Below are 14,602 nucleotides of genomic sequence, written 5' to 3'. Positions count from 1 at the left end.
GTTAAATCCCCAAATCTTGTTTAATTGTTTGTTTATTTGCTCGAATAAATGTTTTAAATGCTCTACCACCCGTTACACTATTGATGCCACGACTGACCATATCACCCGCATCAATGACTAGTTCTTGCTGAATAACGGGACTCAATACAGTTGGTGAGCTTTTGCGTTGTTGGTTATCATCAAGTAATGGCGCTTTTGGAATATTGACATTGCTAACAGGTCCACCTGTTGCATAATGATGTAATCGTCCCGTATTGATAGCGTGAAGATAGTCGAGACCATATTTTTTCACAGATTCAGCTTTCACAACAAATTCACCGTTTGATAAGCGAGCAGGGATTGAATCTGATGTGCTTGTACCGGGTCCACTGATATAACCACCAGTCGCTGCCGCAACAGATGCTACACCCGCTAATCCCGACATAGCGGAGCTACCCGCACTAGCCGATGTAATTGCTGTGTATAAGGTCGCTGCACCACTTGAAAATGCGGCTGCCATTGCGCCTGTTAATCCCGCGGTTCCCGTTGTCATTGCGGTAGTTAATGAAGTACCAAGTTCAACCGAGCCAACACTTGTCGCAGTGGTTATTGCTGTACCCATCAGTTCTGCTGAAGCGATAGCACTGGCATTTTCAACTGCTGTATCGGTTATTGAGCTAAAAAGTGATTTACCCAAATTACTGAGTTGATTCATGGCAATATCAGCAAGACCTTTACTCGCTACCTGAGCCATTGCAGATACGATACTTTGTGCAAGATTTAATAATGCGTCTTTTAATTCAAACGTACCTTTTGCTAAAGAATCAAGACTACCTTGGATACCGCTTTGTAACCCGTTTTTAAATGCATTGGTTAATGCATCGGTAGTTTTATTTAGTTCTGCAATTTGTAGCTGAAGTGTAGCAAGTGCTTTTTGTGCATTTTCTCCAACTTGACCCGGAAGCGTTGTCATAGCTTGCAAAGTAGGTAAATATTTGGCAAGTTCTTGCGCTGTTTGCTTGTGCAAATCAACTAACTGGCTTTGTGCTTCAATTTGTGTAATTAAACCAGCAGTTACTTGTGCTTGTATACTTTGTTCTTTAATTGACTGTTGTGATTGTGCTTGCTGAACTTTTGCTAAAATTTCAGCAATATTTGCTTCAGCTTTTTTTAGTGGTAACAACTGGTCAATTAAATCAATACCTTCGATATTTTTATTGGCTTTAAGTTGTGCTATAACAGCTTGATACCATCTATCAATCTCTGCCGTTTTAAGGCGGGCAGGATCAAACAATAGCGAATTGAGTTGATTTTGTAATTCGTCATTAAGTTTTTTATTTTCGTGTGCTGTAATTGCATTATTTGCCGCATTAGCTCGATTACGTTGCTCTACCGTTAATTTTTGAGAATCAATCAACGCTTGACGAGTTGCGTATGTTTTTTGTGTCTGCTTATCAGCTTGTGATTCTAGCGATTTTATAAATTGTTCTGTTTCACGTGCCGCAGATTTTGCAGCTCGGGCTGATTCTTGTATTGCTTTTTTCTTTGCTTCGTGCGCATCTATCAATTTTGCATTAGCGATAATCTCTTTTTTGAGCTCTGGGCTAGCATTTTTATACTGACCTTTTTCAATTTCATAAAGTGCTTTAGCTAGGGCAGTACTTTTTTCTTGTAACGCAACTTTATTTTTTAATTGTTCGTTATACTGCCTGAGCGATTTATCCGTTATTTCTTTTACATCTTTATCATATTGACCACCAGAAAATGATTTACCGTCTTTTGATTTAACCCCTTGTGCTTGTAAATCTTTACGACCCTTTTCATTAGCCCACAGCGCTTCATATTTTTTACGTAATTCATCAACCGCTTTAGCTTGTTTTTCGGCATCACTGGCATTTTGTTTATGCAGCTCATCAAGCTCTTTTTGGGCATTGATTGCTTTTTCATTAATGACATCGGTGTCATGCTTTTCTTGTACTTCTTTTTGCTGTTTATCTCGTTGAGCCTGTTTTTCTTGTAATGCTTTATCATCATTTTTATTGTATGGAATATATCCTGCCCCAGGAACAATATAAAAACCTCTATTTTTGGCTTTCTCCATTCTTTCAATATCTTCTTCTAGGCTTGATAATCCTAAATCAAACTTAAGCTCTTTCTTTAACTCATTACCTAGAACACTAACCCCATTTTTGAAGCGTCGCCAGGCATCTTCTAACCAATTAAGCTGTTCTTGCATCTTGTTAGCGCTGACTTCCATCTCTTTGGCATATCTCTCGGTAGCAACGGCAATAGCTTGTTCTGTGTCACCTTGTGCTTCTAACGCTGCAATACGCTGATAAGTAGCCAGATCTAAAAAGTGATATTGTTTATTACTTTCAACAGCCCAGCTTGTGACCGAATTTTCAATACCTTTAAATGATTGAACAGCGTCTTGGGCACTTTTTCCTGTCACTTGTGCCATATACGCTGATGCTGTAGCAATGTTTTCAATCGATTTTGCTGATAATCGCCCCGCTGATGTCAGTTCTGCAATAACACCACGTGTTTCACTGTAGTTATGATTAATTTTACCGATACGTTGAGACATAGCCTCAAGCCCGCCTGCGGTAGCTCCAGCATAATTACCCGTTGAAATTAATGCACGATTAAACCGCTCTTGGTCTGAAATTATCGTACTTATCACTTGTGACATTTTGTAAGCGGCAGCAACAAAAATACCAACGGATAATGTGGCAGCACTAAATAATGGCGGTAGTCGCCCAGTCATATTACCAATTGTTAGTAATGAATTTCCCGCTGATGCAAAATTACCACTTGCTAATTGTTTAAACATACTGGCGATACTACGACGGGCGCCTTTGGTATTCAGATCTAATTTTTTAGTACTTTCATTGAGTGTTTCAACTGTTGATAATGCAGCACGTTGATTATTGATTTTCCCAAGATAATCATCAAACGTATCACTATCAATGACGCCAGCTTTTTTGGATTTTCTTAACTTGTTTTCTAATTCATCTAAACGACTTAGACCTTTTGTCGCTGGATCAATGCTAGCAAGTAATTTATCTAAACCTTGGCGCAGTTTTTCAACTTCTTTTTTATGCGCTTCAGCTGCTTTAGTGGCAATACTTTGTGCTTTAGCTTGTTTTTCAGCAGCAGCGGCAGCTTGCGCACCACGGTTCATTGCCTCAGTTTGTGCCGTATAAACATCTTTGATGCTTTGAGCACTTTTTTTGTTAGCATCTTGAGCAACATTTGCTGACTCTTTCAGCTCAGCATTTAATTGACTGATATTATCTTTTGCTCTATTCACGTCAGCCGTGAACTTCATTGCAATATTCATATCGTTATTAGCCATTATTATTGCTCTCCGCGTAACTGTTTTACAAACTTAGTAACTTGTTTACCACCATTAAAGCCAACACAAACATCCTCAATTCGGTTAGCTCGTTCTCGGTTTTGTAACTTAATTAATTCATCGTAATACAGCAGTAATTGGCGTTGCGTGTAATACGGTAACTGCTGCGCATCATGTCCATTTTTAATTAATAATGTAAAAACTTCACTCCAGCTTACTGATTTGCCTGTTTTGCAGCGTTTTGCCGAATGATTTTGCGAGTTACCGCGTTCATAAAAAAACGAGAATTAACAACCCACCACCAATCAAGTAGTTGTAAACCATCTTCATATGACAACGCTTCAATAAACGAAATCGGTTTTTGAATAGAAGTACTGATTAACGAATAAACCAACTCTAAATTACCCATAATAATTGTGTCGGCTTGCTCAATAGTGATTTTGTTTGTACCGTTCATTTCATTCACAATTAATGCAACAAACTGGTCAATTTCGTTACCAATAGTTAGTGCATCTTTAAATGAATATTCACGTACTGTAATTGTTTCGCCTGCTAGCATGATTTCACGATTCGGCATTAATGTTGCTAAATCATTTGATTCTTCTTTTGTTGCTGTCACTTTTTCTGCCATGTTATTTACCTACTAATAAAATTAGAGAGTTGAATAATTAGCGGTGACACATCACCGCATAATAAAATAAATTTATTTCGCCTTTTGAACGTATGAGCCAAAATAACCAAGCGAACTATCCTTGTTTTGACTCATATCAGCCAAGACCGTGGCAGTAAGTGGTAATTCACCGTATCCCTCATTGTGTAGTAACGAGAAGTTAGAAATTGGATTGAATTTAACGCGGAATAGCTCCACAATTACATGTTCATTTTCACGGTCAGTATTGATACCATCGAGCATAAACCAACGTTCTGGTGGTTGACGGGTAAAAATGCCCAAGCTCTCTTTTTTAGCATAGGAATAATCTACCGTTGCAGTTAATGCTGTTGTAGTTAATAATTTGATTAATCCAGCGTGAGCTGATTCGATTTCATAATCCGTGCCTAATACTAATGTAGAGCCATCTGGTGTTTTTAACTCGACATCAGCTACAAATGGATGAGTTAACTTGATACGATCACCAATTATCAGGTTCTCTGGTAATTTTTCATCTGTCGCTATACCTGAATTAACAGTAATCTTTTCACCATAAAGCGCCAACGCAATGTTTTCAATTGACCAATCTTTTAGCGTTAAGTTTAACGTGCCACTTTTACCTAGTGTTAATTCACCAACTTGTAAGCGTTGTCCTGTGTATGATTCATTTTGTGTCACGGTTTCAACACTTAACTCCATCTCGCAAGAGTCAGCGGTACCAACATGCCGAAAGGCATTAGGTCGAACGGGTGAACAGGCGGTATTACGGGTGGCAAGATTTATGGTACCTTGTAAACTCATTAATAAATCTGACATATCTTTCTCCTAAAATTATTTATCGGCTACCGATGAAGTGTTGGGTTTGAAATGAATCAATCCAAACCAGCACGCCATTTTGAAAACCTAACGTTTGCCCACCAGTCCAACTAACTGGGCGAACGCCGTCAATAAACTGAACTGTTTTACCAATCAACAAATCGCGCACAGCTCCAATCACTGGGTTAGCTAGCTGTTTAACATTTTGAATATTGGTTGCTTGGCTAGAAATATCACGAGCAACAACCACAACACCAAAATTAACACTGACTGACTGCCGTGTACCTGCGGGCTTATCGTTGGGTGTTTCTTTACCAAGCAAAACGTAAGCCGCTGGTGTCGGCGCTGAAGTTAAATCGGTTAACTTACTGTATTCAGCACTAGTACCAACAAAAACTAAGGTTTTATCCGCTAATAGGCTTCTTAGCTTTTCAGCAATCACTGAAACATCAAATGGTGCGCTACTCATCGTCCAAAATCCCGTAATGTGTTCATATCAAATACTCTTACCGGTCCAGTCTGTTTTGGTACACCACCTGCGACAGGCAAAGCATCATCAATACCAAGCGAATATTTCCCTTCAGCTACCATTTTTAGAAAGCCCAGAACTTGTTTGTAATCACGCACGATAGGATCGTTTTTTTCATCAGAAACACGATTACGATGCAATTTGTAACGAACAATAATGCGTGCCCAATCAGTTAACAAACGAGGTACCTTAACTAAGGGTAGCCTGTGTCCACGTTGCCGTAAAAAGCCGTTTATTTCAGCTTCAGTATCAGCTATTGATTCATTAATACGTGCGATTGCTCGATTTGCCTTAATAACATCATCAGGCAACCAACTTGAAACATCACCACCATTAATAATGACTTCCAACAAATTAGCATCTACGGGCATTTCACCATCTTGAGCAACCAATTGGGATAGCTCAACGAGTCCTGGACGTTTGGATAAATTTAGCAATGTAATGTATGGAATATTCATCATCTTGACCCAAACCAACGATAAATTACCATTGGTTGTTGTTCACATTATTAACTGTTTGCGGGAATAACATTTTCAAACAGATAGCCAGCATCTTTAGCTACAACGAGTTCTTTGACAGATTCACCGACACGAACACGTTGACCGCCACGTAAACCAATATCAGGATCAACAATCGAGCCCGAAACACGATCTTTAAATTGAGCTGTATAACCAAACGTCACACCACCTTTAGTATTTGCTAATTTATTACGTACCGTGAATGATGCTTTATTGCCCCAAGCACGAAGTAATGCTGGAGATTTACCTGGTTTTGCACTATTTAAAAATGCATCACCGACATAAATAGCTTCTAACTCTAATAAGTCAGCTAAGAACCCTAGCGGAACAAGACCGTTTTCACCCGCATTACCATGGTACGCGGCAACAATTTTTCGATGACGACGTAATATTGTGGCAACTCGACGTCCTAGTGTGCCGATATTTGGACGCTGAACCATTGCATCAAATGCATCCGTTATTAATGCTACTGGGTCACTATCAGGATTATTCCATTGTTGTGCAGTAGTTAATGTTTGTTTATTGCTGTAATTTGCACCATTAAAAAGTAAATTTGCTGCTCGAACTTCACGATCTAACAAAATTAAATCAGTCGTGGCTTCAACGGCATGACCAAGTGGGTTATAACCTGTAATGGCTGTATCAATATCATCTTGAGGAACAGGACTATCAAGACCATAATCATTCACAGAACTTTCTTGCTCTTTGGCACCAAACTCAACTTGATTGGGTTGTGACGTCCGACCAACTTTGGTATTAGGCAAAGTAAATCGCTCTGAAAAATCAAATTCAAGCCATTTAAATGATGTGCTAGAAACAGGCACACGAGGCAAAACCTCATCGGCAATTAACTTATTATTACGGTAAGCGATAGCAATTGCAGTCAACTGCGGTTCAACTGGGAAAGGGCGTTGCATATAAAACTCCTCAATTAAAAATTTGTTTATTAAAGGTCATAGACTATTAGTTAAATAACAGGTCAAGCTTGTTTGCTTGGTGCAATCCAAATTGAGCCTAACTCACCTTCATTACCATTTTCTTCAGCAAAACCAATAATAAAATCACCACTATTTGCTTTTTTCGCTCGACCATCGGCATTTGCTGTGATTGGAGCACCAATTGCAATTGCTTCGCTATAAAAAACTTGTGCCAACCCACTGCGCACAACATCAAATACTTCACCGTCACCACCACCCACAATTGTTGATACACCGATTAATAATACGGTACCGTCAATCGCTTGTTTTGCTAGACCATCTTCACTACCATGACAGACAATCACGCGTGGTTTGACTTCGCCTTCAGCGGTTTTTGCTACTGTTAATCCTGGAATATTCATATAAAAACCTTTTGGTTAAAATTAAAATGATGCTGACATTAATAATCAGCCTGTAATTAATGCTCTTACTTTTTAGCTTTGGTTACATGCGTAACTGCTTGGCTAATTGAAATTGTATTGCCTTTGTCTGCCTGTTCTTTTTGATAGGCTTTGGCTGCATCAGCAATGACTTTTGGATCTTGTTTATCAACGTTATCTTCACTATCACTAGCAGCCGATTTTTCAGCAAAGTTCATAAAAGCAGGACGTTCTGAAAGTACTTTTTTGATTAAATCAACTGGGGAACTGTTAACAGTTGCATCACCTTCAGCAAATGAAATTGGTTCACTACCCAACGCCATAAATACTTCAACAACTGTAGTTTTATGCGCAGGTAATAATTTTCCATCTTTAACTAGTTCATCAACAAAGGCAGCAAATTCCGCTCGCTTGTTAGTTTGTTCTTTTTCTAGCAATGCTTGTTCACGTTTGGCTAGTTCAGCATTCTTAGCGTCAATTGTTGCTTGTTGTTCGGCAAAGCTAGCGTCTAAAGGTTGTGGCATTTTTTCTTTCTCCTTTTGTTTTCTGTCGGATATTGCACGCAATGATTCAAGGCGCCATTGCGGTAAAAATAGGTCAGCACTGGCAATGCCGGCTTTTTCAATCAGCAGGTCACGCAAATTAGCTAAAATTGAAATCAAATTCTCATCAAATTCTTCATCAGCCATAGAGAATTCAACAGCACCTTGCTCGCCGTCAGATTCGGCAAAACTAACATCAGGCAAACCTTTAATAGCAGGCGCTGCTGCACCTAAAAAACCAATGTGCCGCGCATAGTAATGACCCGGTTTAGGATTGCCTGGTGAATCCGGTAAATAAATTGAAAGTGAGCGTTTTTTATAACTGCCCGCATTATAGGCTTCAGCAAATTCTGGATTAATCTGATCTAACTTTGCATAAACCAAACCATCTTTTACTTCAAATGATTTTGCCCATGCGTAAGCTGGAGCTGTTAGTTTGGGATGGCCGATTACAGCAGGTGCTTCAGATAGCGTTGGATCATAGCTTTCAGCTAAATCAATACAGTTTTCTAAAGTAAAAGTGATTTTTCGACCATCTACCGCAGTATGCGTACCAGGTTTAAAAACGGGAATAAGTGCCATAAAAAATGCTCCAGTAAATTGATATAGAGCATCATGACTTATTTTGAGAAAAGGGTAATCTGAACGCGGGCAGATAATTTTTTAATGATTTGAAAAGGGGAACGGCAAAATAATAGAAGAAATATACACTAAAAACTTATTATAAAGCATTTACAACACGATTAAAGCGATTCGTAAATAAACTGATTAGCCTTTTTTAATAAAGTGGCTTAAAACGCGTTATATTGCGTTTTAAGCAAAACCCAAGTGCTCACGCACAACATCGACCAATAGTAATTTATCTTGGGCGCTAATGCCAAGCCATGGGCGTGCTGGAATTACCACTTTCTTTACAGGACGTCCTCCCACATTTAATGCATTGCCCTTAACTGGTTTAATTGTACCGCCGAAATGATGGATAGCGCCATAGATTAAGTTCGTACCAAACAACAAAGTATTGCCTTCAATCTGCCAATGCAACGTACTTCTTAGATTACCATCTAGCGTTAAAATTTTATCTTTTTGTTTGGGTTTTGAGTCTTTATACCAAGGAGATAGTTTTTTCCACGGTACACCATCGGGCGATTCTTGGGCATTAAAGCGTGCTTCATGAATATCAAGTAATACTTCGCCCATATGACTAAATAAACTTTGAGTATCATCTATGGCCGCTTCAATATGAAGCATAGCATCAAGCGCATTTTGTATATTAAACTCAATATTTACGCCAGTCATTTTTTCACCTATACTATTTTGAATGTAAGTAAGCAGCTTCTGCCAAAGCCTCAAATCCTTACTTATGCACCTCAATTATGGCAGTGATTGAGGTTTATCGTTTAAACACTCGAACACCGACCCGCAGTTGCTCTAAATATTCAGGGTTATCAGGCGCAAATGTTGTTACACCCAGCCAACCATCATCACCGACTTCAAACACCGCAAGCATTGGCTTAATTTCACCATCAATCATAAAACGAGAAATGTAGCGCCGGCGCACTACAGATTTTTGTAGATGATCAAAGTACTCCATTCTAGTCCAAATTTCATCGGGCAGTTTTAACGAATCCGCAAGTAACAATAAAAATTGCTCACGACCACGTTTTGTAACTTTCAATTCACCAGTTTTGCTAACAGTGAAAAGCTGTTTACCGATTACTAATGCATCACCGGCTACATCTTTAAAAATAGCTGGCTTAGTTAATGTTGCACCAAATTCATTTAAGAAAATATTGGCATAATCTTCTTCGGTTAAGCCTTTTTCTAATAATCTAGTTTTACTTACTTCACGGATTGCCGGCCATTCATCAGTTGCTTTGCTTGATGGTAAACCTCGTTTTAAAGTTGGATCTGTATCTAATGGATTGGGTACAAAGTTATCAAGTCGTGATTGTCCGGGAATATGTTCAAAGCTAGGGTCAATTCCTTCAGGTACTCGAACTATTCTAGGATTACCGCTATTTTCACCAATAACTTTATCAACCCAATTAATTGATGGTGCTTTATCAGGCCCATTTTTTCCCATACGTTTTAAATCACCAACTGTACGCCCTCGAACACGGCACTGGCAACCATAGCCATTGGGGGGAAAGTGTGTATTCCACCAAGGATCATTAAAATCTAATACCAGATGATCCCAGCTTTGATGAAGTTCACGAGGGTGTTCAACATAATCACTATGCAAATATTCCATATATGGAAATTTTGCATCACGTAGTTGTTGATAGCGACCCGCTTGGTAAGAACTGTTTAAATTCGTTTCATAGATGATACGAGTACGCCAACTAAAACTACCGTTATAGCTCCAGCCATGTTTTTCGACAATTTCGGCAAAATCTTTTCTAAATTCTTCAAGGGTAGTACCTTGGCTAATAGCTTTATCGATTGCGACTCTAAAATCATTTAGTAACGCATTACGATTAGCACCCGCCACAACAAAGGCATAATCATGCTCATTATTGTAGATATCTACATAGCTGTTTGTGGGCACATTTGCTTTACGTCTGAAGAATTCAATTTGCTCTTTAAACGGCAACGAACCAAAAGACAAATTAGCCATTATTGCTATCCTCAAGTAGTGTGCGACCCGCTAAATTAGCTGCTGTTAATGCCTCAGCCATAACCTTTGCATATTCATCTAATTGCATATCAGGAATTAGCTCAAATAACTTATCACGCAATTCTTCTAATGATTGAACATTATCAACCAGTTCTTTAATTTGATTAATCCATTTATCAGTAACGGGGTGCATCTCAGTATTTAATCGTTGTGACTGAAGTACTGGCGCAAAGTTATTCGGTTGCTGTTCGGCAAAATCAACGTTTTTTAAAGATTGCGCATCAATCGATTCCGCTGGTGCTGGTTGTGGTTTTTCTTCCCATTCCCCGCCGTACGTATCTTGCACATGAGCCAATGTTGGGCGGTAGCCAGTTGATTCAATAATATTTTTATCACGTTCTGATAATGATTTCAGATCCTCAGGTTCATCAAAAATACGTGAAACTTGAGGAACAGCAGCACCGGGAAAATTCATCTGTGTAAACCAAGTACCTGGTCCTCGATTCCAACTCTCGCACATTACATCAGAATCTGATTTTGCAATAGAACTTAATACCGCAGCTTGGAGTGATTCATCACCACCGATTGAGCTTGATGCACCACCTGAGGAAGTAATTTGTCCAACGGTTACACGCCTAATTGCTTCGTTCATTGAGTCGTAAAACGCTTTGTAATCGCCTGCGCCTGAGCGTGCTATTTGTAGCAATTCAAGCGTCATGCCATCTGGCATGATGATGCCTGAATCGGTCTGAATTGCACGAGTGAGTGACAGTAAGTCCCGCTTTTGTTCAGGTGTTGCACCTGTACTATATTTGCCCACTGCCGTTGGCATGCCGAATTTTTCCAGAAAAATTAGCCAGAACTTAATATCATTGCGTTTAAAAAAGCTTGGCCAATAAAGCCAGTGAGCCAAGCCTAAGCCGTAGGGTTCATCATCATGATCGGCACCAGTTGCATAATGCCAAAAGTACGGCGCATCACAAGCTATCCCCTCATGCATATTATTTTGTGTTAGTAAACGCAGTTCACCGGTTGGAGTAAAGCGAAAACGACGGCGATCACGAACTTTGATATCGTCAATCCAATATAGATTATCTTTGATGCCATAAATCAACTCCGCCACAGCATAACCGTAAAAAACACCGTAGTGCATTAGTTTTGTCACTCGGTCAAATCCAACCGATTTCAGTAACTCACTCATAGCTTCAGCAGCTTCGGTATCAATTGGTTTATCTCCACCTGGTTCAACTTTCCATTCGCGTGAAATCACCGCATCTTGGCGCTGAGTAAATGCCGATTTCACTTCATCATCATTTAAAACTTCTTTGTAAATATCTAAACGACCGCCACCCCGATTACGAAGAACACTATCATCTGGCTGCGCTAGCGAACCAACATACAATTTAGTAATATCATTATTTTCGCCTGTGCCTGCCAATTCTCGTCCTGTTTCTACATGTGGCTTTTTACCTTTAAACCATAACATTAAATAAATCCTCCAAAATCGTTACCGCCACGTACCGTGCCAAAGCCTGTATCAGTTGTTTCCAGTTCTGAGCTGCCCGAATATTGATTCAATGAACGATAAGAATCACGAACGCCTAGTGATTGGTATTCAATTTCATACCCATTTTGGCTAGCTGCATTAATTGCAAGAAAAGCAGCCCAAGTTCTATCAGCATGACCATTACTATCAGAATCAGCAACAAAACGCGGTTGCCCCGTTGCGCCAGTGACTTTTTTTAACTTATGCAAATCAGCACGAAGTGCATTATTGCCAGCGGGAATACGAAGTTTTCTATCTTGAAATGCTTGTTTACCTTGTGTTGCTAATGTTAATTTATTGGGAGAGGTAAATAGCACACCTTCAACGACCATTTCACCATAGCGCCGTTTAGCATCCTCCACCGGTTTTTCACCCATACCTGTTTGGTCCATACAGATACGAATAACACGATAACGTCTAAAAACATCATCAAGCAGTAAATCTTGCTCAGCAAAAGAGAGTCGCTTTCTCTCAATAATTTCACGAGTCCAAAGAACATCGCCCACTTGTTCAATGACCCAAATAACAAATAGGTCATTACGTGCAGCAATATCAACGCCAACAAAACAAGGATTACCCGTATAGTGTTCAGGAACTCCTGCTTTTTCATCTTCGACACTGGTTATTAAATCAAAATCAAGCCAACTGCTGGCTTCATCAAGCCACTTGAGTTCAAACTCTTGTGCCCATAAATCATCATCACCGGCACCTTTGCGTAATTCCTCAATATTTCGAGGTAACCCATCATTAACGCATTGATAAATATCCGCTACATGGCGTGACCAACCATCACCTTTACCTGTCATCAGCTCATAAAACTTATTGCCTTTGCCATTTGGTGTGCTGATCACACGCAGTTTTAAACCGGGCTTTGAGATAACAGGGAACAATGCTTTCCAAATAGCTCGGCTATCTTGGTGAAAGGCAAATTCATCAAGCAGAACATTGGCACTAAAGCCACGTGCAGTATCTGGATTGGCAGGTAAAGCAGTAATTTTACTGCCACCTGGTAATTCAACTTCTAACGCCCGAACATTGGCATCCCAATCATAATCGAGTTCTTTAAAGCCTGCGGACATTGCACGCAGATGAACTTTAACCCCCTCATTCATGGCTTCGCGTGCTTGACGTTCACCACGTGATAAAATAACCCAACGCGCACGTTTCCCCTGAGCTTCAGCTCGCAAACAGTCGAGTACAATTTGTAATGTACTGGTAAAAGTTTTACCGCATTGCCGAGAAAACATAGCAATAGCAAAACGGCTAGTGTCGTTTACCCACTGTTTTTGATAGTCATAGAGTTTTAAGGCTGGTTCATTTTTTACTGTCATAAGTCATACGCCGCTTTAATTACTTTCGCTAACATCTCAGCTGGTACTTCGCCTGTTTTTTCTAGCTCATCCAGTTTTTCTTTTTGCTCACGCAATAACTTTTCACGTGCTGCTTTTTCGATTTCCTGCCGCTCTTTAAAACTTAATTGACGGGCTTGCATGGCTTCTTTAGCGGCTTTCGCTAAAAAACTAATTTCCTTGATAGTGATATCTTCTGATTCATGCGCCTTAAATGCAGCACGAGTTGCTAACGTCGTGACGGCTTGCGCAAGCAAAGCACCAGATTTATCATCAACACTATCACCAAGCTCATCAACCAAAATACGTGATGCCGTTTCAATTTCACGTAAGCTATTGGTCATTTCATTAAAACCTTTTTGATAGCGGTGAAGACTAGAACGGCTTGGCGTATCAGTACTTGGGAATTTTTGTTGCAGCTCTGCAATCATTTCATCAAGAGTAAGTTGATCTGCTCGTAGTAGTTTCTCAATATAACTACGTACCTCAGGCTCTAGTTTGTGGATCGTTGATTTACGTCCCATAATTACGCTCCTGCGCTTGGACGTTTTACACCAGGCACAACAACTTTACCAGTGGCCACATCAGCACCAAAATCGGTTAAACGAGCAACAATAACACTACCGATTGTTTCGGTTTTAATTAAGTCTTGTTGTCCAAGCCAACTTAAATGAGTTTTAACTTGATCACGACTAATAGCGTGGCCATAGTGATCTAACGCACTATAGATAATACTAGAATTACTGCTATAACTTGGCATTTCATATAAGATACGCAAAATAACCAAACGTTGATCTTCTTTTAAAAATTCAGCGTAGCTCATAATTCCTCACTTGTTCTTTAATAAAAATTGATTAATGTTATCTAATTGACGAGATAATCCTGAAAGCCGATCAGATAACTGATTTAAAGTAGCTTCATTGCTACTTAATTTTTCAATCAATTTTGTTACCTGATGCTGAGTTGGTAATGACTTAACCGTTTCTTCAACTTGTGTTACCCGAATACGTAAGTCTAGTAGCTCTTTTTGGCTAGCCGATTGGCGACCAATTAACCATGAGTAAACGCCAACCACCGCCATTACAGCCCATTGCAGAAACTGCCAGTTAAAGGTAAGTTCATTAAAATTCATCGTTTATTCCTTTTTTCTTCCAATGCTGCACATTCAATACATAAATCAGTAACGACTAACTTTCGACGTTCTTCAGCTATAGGCTCTTCACAGATTCGACAATACAGCCTTGATACTCCTGTCTTTGCTTGATGTTTTGCTAGTATTCGTTCCCGTGCTTCCATTTCAACAGTTGATGCTAAATCAGCGTTATCCATTATTTACCTCGTT

At 39.5% G+C, this 14,602-nt stretch carries 16 protein-coding genes; all 16 read right to left on the bottom strand.

The annotated features are described in order from the left end of the window. Position 1: 1 nt before the first annotated feature. The 16 genes from GQ589_RS02395 to GQ589_RS02320 all read right to left on the bottom strand — a co-directional run bounded on the left by GQ589_RS02395 (position 2) and on the right by GQ589_RS02320 (position 14,589). A complete protein-coding gene (locus GQ589_RS02395) occupies positions 2-3,337 on the bottom strand; it encodes a phage tail length tape measure family protein (protein WP_160424341.1) in 3,336 nt (1,111 codons plus the stop codon). Positions 3,338-3,551: 214 nt separating this feature from the next. Next, the gene (locus GQ589_RS02390) at positions 3,552-3,968 is read right to left on the bottom strand and encodes a DUF6631 family protein (protein WP_085165902.1); all 417 of its coding nucleotides are present in this window, start codon (positions 3,966-3,968) and stop codon (positions 3,552-3,554) included. A 72-nt stretch (positions 3,969-4,040) separates the two neighbouring features. Next, positions 4,041-4,802 carry a hypothetical protein gene (locus GQ589_RS02385; protein ID WP_160424339.1) on the bottom strand — a complete coding sequence of 254 codons (762 nt, stop codon included), beginning with the start codon at positions 4,800-4,802 and terminating at the stop codon, positions 4,041-4,043. Between the two features lie 19 nt (positions 4,803-4,821). Then, a complete protein-coding gene (locus GQ589_RS02380) occupies positions 4,822-5,271 on the bottom strand; it encodes a hypothetical protein (protein WP_065569086.1) in 450 nt (149 codons plus the stop codon). After that, positions 5,268-5,789 carry a gp436 family protein gene (locus tag GQ589_RS02375; RefSeq protein WP_085165914.1) on the bottom strand — a complete coding sequence of 174 codons (522 nt, stop codon included), beginning with the start codon at positions 5,787-5,789 and terminating at the stop codon, positions 5,268-5,270. The genes GQ589_RS02380 and GQ589_RS02375 overlap by 4 nt, the downstream gene beginning before the upstream one ends. Positions 5,790-5,839: 50 nt before the next feature. After that, positions 5,840-6,766: a phage capsid protein gene (locus GQ589_RS02370; RefSeq protein ID WP_085165900.1), complete on the bottom strand. Its 927-nt coding sequence runs from the start codon at positions 6,764-6,766 to the stop codon at positions 5,840-5,842. Between the two features lie 62 nt (positions 6,767-6,828). Further along, complete coding sequence (locus GQ589_RS02365) at positions 6,829-7,188, bottom strand: hypothetical protein (protein WP_085165899.1); 360 nt, start codon at positions 7,186-7,188, stop codon at positions 6,829-6,831. A gap of 65 nt (positions 7,189-7,253) precedes the next feature. Then, entirely contained in the window at positions 7,254-8,330 is a 1,077-nt protein-coding gene (locus tag GQ589_RS02360) for a hypothetical protein (RefSeq protein ID WP_085165898.1), read from the bottom strand. Between the two features lie 231 nt (positions 8,331-8,561). Beyond that, positions 8,562-9,044, bottom strand: coding sequence for a phage virion morphogenesis protein (locus GQ589_RS02355; RefSeq protein ID WP_160424338.1), 483 nt, complete (start codon positions 9,042-9,044; stop codon positions 8,562-8,564). 94 nt (positions 9,045-9,138) lie between these two features. After that, entirely contained in the window at positions 9,139-10,365 is a 1,227-nt protein-coding gene (locus tag GQ589_RS02350) for a PBECR2 nuclease fold domain-containing protein (RefSeq protein WP_160424336.1), read from the bottom strand. Beyond that, the gene (locus tag GQ589_RS02345) at positions 10,358-11,851 is read right to left on the bottom strand and encodes a DUF935 domain-containing protein (protein ID WP_160424334.1); all 1,494 of its coding nucleotides are present in this window, start codon (positions 11,849-11,851) and stop codon (positions 10,358-10,360) included. Before GQ589_RS02345 ends, GQ589_RS02350 begins: the two co-directional genes overlap by 8 nt. Continuing rightward, entirely contained in the window at positions 11,851-13,242 is a 1,392-nt protein-coding gene (locus GQ589_RS02340) for a terminase large subunit domain-containing protein (RefSeq protein WP_160424332.1), read from the bottom strand. The genes GQ589_RS02345 and GQ589_RS02340 overlap by 1 nt, the downstream gene beginning before the upstream one ends. Further along, the gene (locus GQ589_RS02335; RefSeq protein ID WP_160424330.1) at positions 13,239-13,784 is read right to left on the bottom strand and encodes a phage protein Gp27 family protein; all 546 of its coding nucleotides are present in this window, start codon (positions 13,782-13,784) and stop codon (positions 13,239-13,241) included. The genes GQ589_RS02340 and GQ589_RS02335 overlap by 4 nt, the downstream gene beginning before the upstream one ends. A gap of 2 nt (positions 13,785-13,786) precedes the next feature. Next, the gene (locus GQ589_RS02330; RefSeq protein ID WP_065588008.1) at positions 13,787-14,083 is read right to left on the bottom strand and encodes a hypothetical protein; all 297 of its coding nucleotides are present in this window, start codon (positions 14,081-14,083) and stop codon (positions 13,787-13,789) included. A 6-nt stretch (positions 14,084-14,089) separates the two neighbouring features. Further along, positions 14,090-14,392: a DUF2730 family protein gene (locus GQ589_RS02325; protein WP_065574282.1), complete on the bottom strand. Its 303-nt coding sequence runs from the start codon at positions 14,390-14,392 to the stop codon at positions 14,090-14,092. Further along, positions 14,389-14,589: a TraR/DksA C4-type zinc finger protein gene (locus GQ589_RS02320; RefSeq protein WP_160424328.1), complete on the bottom strand. Its 201-nt coding sequence runs from the start codon at positions 14,587-14,589 to the stop codon at positions 14,389-14,391. The genes GQ589_RS02325 and GQ589_RS02320 overlap by 4 nt, the downstream gene beginning before the upstream one ends. Positions 14,590-14,602: the final 13 nt, after the last annotated feature.

This window comes from Gilliamella sp. Pas-s27 (genome assembly GCF_009795865.1).
GTDB lineage: Bacteria > Pseudomonadota > Gammaproteobacteria > Enterobacterales > Orbaceae > Gilliamella.
The sequence above is the reverse complement of the archived record's forward strand: the minus strand, read 5'-3'. Positions and strand labels throughout refer to the sequence as shown.

Coding starts and splice junctions, on each gene's coding strand:
- GQ589_RS02395 (WP_160424341.1), bottom strand. CDS start 3,337: ATGGCTAATAACGATATGAATATTGCAATGAAGTTCACGGCTGACGTG.
- GQ589_RS02390 (WP_085165902.1), bottom strand. CDS start 3,968: ATGGCAGAAAAAGTGACAGCAACAAAAGAAGAATCAAATGATTTAGCA.
- GQ589_RS02385 (WP_160424339.1), bottom strand. CDS start 4,802: ATGTCAGATTTATTAATGAGTTTACAAGGTACCATAAATCTTGCCACC.
- GQ589_RS02380 (WP_065569086.1), bottom strand. CDS start 5,271: ATGAGTAGCGCACCATTTGATGTTTCAGTGATTGCTGAAAAGCTAAGA.
- GQ589_RS02375 (WP_085165914.1), bottom strand. CDS start 5,789: ATGAATATTCCATACATTACATTGCTAAATTTATCCAAACGTCCAGGA.
- GQ589_RS02370 (WP_085165900.1), bottom strand. CDS start 6,766: ATGCAACGCCCTTTCCCAGTTGAACCGCAGTTGACTGCAATTGCTATC.
- GQ589_RS02365 (WP_085165899.1), bottom strand. CDS start 7,188: ATGAATATTCCAGGATTAACAGTAGCAAAAACCGCTGAAGGCGAAGTC.
- GQ589_RS02360 (WP_085165898.1), bottom strand. CDS start 8,330: ATGGCACTTATTCCCGTTTTTAAACCTGGTACGCATACTGCGGTAGAT.
- GQ589_RS02355 (WP_160424338.1), bottom strand. CDS start 9,044: ATGACTGGCGTAAATATTGAGTTTAATATACAAAATGCGCTTGATGCT.
- GQ589_RS02350 (WP_160424336.1), bottom strand. CDS start 10,365: ATGGCTAATTTGTCTTTTGGTTCGTTGCCGTTTAAAGAGCAAATTGAA.
- GQ589_RS02345 (WP_160424334.1), bottom strand. CDS start 11,851: ATGTTATGGTTTAAAGGTAAAAAGCCACATGTAGAAACAGGACGAGAA.
- GQ589_RS02340 (WP_160424332.1), bottom strand. CDS start 13,242: ATGACAGTAAAAAATGAACCAGCCTTAAAACTCTATGACTATCAAAAA.
- GQ589_RS02335 (WP_160424330.1), bottom strand. CDS start 13,784: ATGGGACGTAAATCAACGATCCACAAACTAGAGCCTGAGGTACGTAGT.
- GQ589_RS02330 (WP_065588008.1), bottom strand. CDS start 14,083: ATGAGCTACGCTGAATTTTTAAAAGAAGATCAACGTTTGGTTATTTTG.
- GQ589_RS02325 (WP_065574282.1), bottom strand. CDS start 14,392: ATGAATTTTAATGAACTTACCTTTAACTGGCAGTTTCTGCAATGGGCT.
- GQ589_RS02320 (WP_160424328.1), bottom strand. CDS start 14,589: ATGGATAACGCTGATTTAGCATCAACTGTTGAAATGGAAGCACGGGAA.